Consider the following 1,581-nt stretch of genomic DNA (forward strand, 5'->3'; position numbering starts at 1 on the left):
CGAACCGACGGAATAGAAGCTTCGCAACTCCTATCCTTCCAGTTCAGAGGGCACTTTCTATCTCCAGGGTGCCGTCAGCCTGAAACCCCGTCAGTGGATCGAGGCTTAGCAGCCAGAACTCACGCATTGTCCCATTCTGAACCGGGGCGACGGCCACGAGTCGTGCCGGCCCGCGCCGCCTGACGTGTTCATGCGCCGCCCGGTTCGGCTGCGCCCCGGCACCTGCCGACCGGCGGCAGGTCAGGCGGCACCACGCGTGGGGCGGCGCAGGAGCAGGACCACCACGGCGAGCAGCACGAGGCCATCCAGCGCCAGCAGGGCGGCACCTATCGGGTCCACCCCGTGGGCGTGTGCCCCGTCGTCGGTCGCGTCCACCGGCCCGGCGGGCACCGCAGCGTCCGGAGAGCCGACGGTGAGGCGGGCGACGCCCGAAGCGGTACGCCCGTCGACGGTCACCACGTGGTAGGCCACCGCGAGTTGACCGGGCCGGGTCACGGCGACCTGCTGCCGCAGGCCGTCGTCGCCGTCGAGCACGACCGGCCCGGTGTTCAACCGGATCCGATCGGCGTCGTAGACCACGATGTGCGACCGACCGGGGTCAGGCTCACCGGCGACCCGGATGCGTACCGTGGCCGGCAGGTCCGGCAGGACCGCCCCGTCGGCCGGTTCCATCGCGAGCACCTCGACCGCCCGCCCCGCTTCCGCGTCGGTGCCGGCCCGGCCGACCAGTGCCAGCACGGCCACCAGCGCCGCCAGGCAGATGGCGGAGCCGACGTAGATGCGGCCGGTGGTGGACACCCCCGCCCGTTCAGCGTCTCGCGGCTGCGGGCTGACGCGGGTTGACCAGGTGACCGGCGCACGAGCAACGCATTGCCGCCCGCTCGGTCGCGTTGGGACGCAGGTGCAGGTACATCGCGATCAGCATCGGGATGAAGACGACCGAGTTGTAGAACAGGTGCAGTTCCACCCGGGGCACCACCAGTTGCAGGATGCTGACCGGCCCTTCCTCGGCGGCGATCCGGAAACTGCCGTGCGCCTGGATCAACAGCAACGCGTGCTCGATGTGGTGCCAGAACTGCAGGGCGAGGGCCACCGTCCACCACGCCTTCGCGCGGCCGGTGAAGCCCGGAAGCAGCAGGAAGAGCCCGACCAGCATCACGATGGCGTACCCGTAATGCAGCCACTCCGAGCTGACCAGCCAGGGAAACGGCATTCCCAGCACGCCGCGTGCCTCCGGGCGTGCCCAACCGAGAACCCAGATCTGGTACGCCTGCACGAGGTGTTCCGCCCAGTGCGCCACCACCACCGCCACATAAATCGCGAGCGCCATCCGGTGGTGGCGACCGTTCAGGGAGGAGGACAATTCGGACGATCTCGTTCTCCCGGCAGTTGCCATGGATCCTCCATCCCGCCCTGGAAGCCGTCTACCACCACATTAGGAACCTTGCCGTCGGCACGTGACTCTGAGCTTGCCGTCTATGTCCACGACAGCCCCAGGGTCTAGTGTCCTGAGTCGTTAGTTCGGCCGCAGTATGTGGCGAGGCTGTTGAGGATCTCGTCGGCGGTTCTGGTCCACACGAA

At 68.4% G+C, this 1,581-nt stretch carries 2 protein-coding genes; both read right to left on the reverse strand.

Annotated elements, in window-relative coordinates:
• Nucleotides 1–240 precede the first annotated feature (240 nt).
• A complete protein-coding gene (locus ACFHWY_RS28410) occupies nt 241–798 on the reverse strand; it encodes a copper resistance CopC family protein (RefSeq protein WP_416583313.1) in 558 nt (185 codons plus the stop codon).
• Nucleotides 799–808: 10 nt separating this feature from the next.
• On the reverse strand, nt 809–1,330 hold the full coding sequence (locus ACFHWY_RS28415) for a hypothetical protein (RefSeq protein ID WP_416583314.1): 522 nt from the start codon (nt 1,328–1,330) through the stop codon (nt 809–811).
• Nucleotides 1,331–1,581: the final 251 nt, after the last annotated feature.

Source organism: Micromonospora sp. LOL_024 (assembly GCF_048060415.1).
Lineage (GTDB): Bacteria > Actinomycetota > Actinomycetes > Mycobacteriales > Micromonosporaceae > Micromonospora.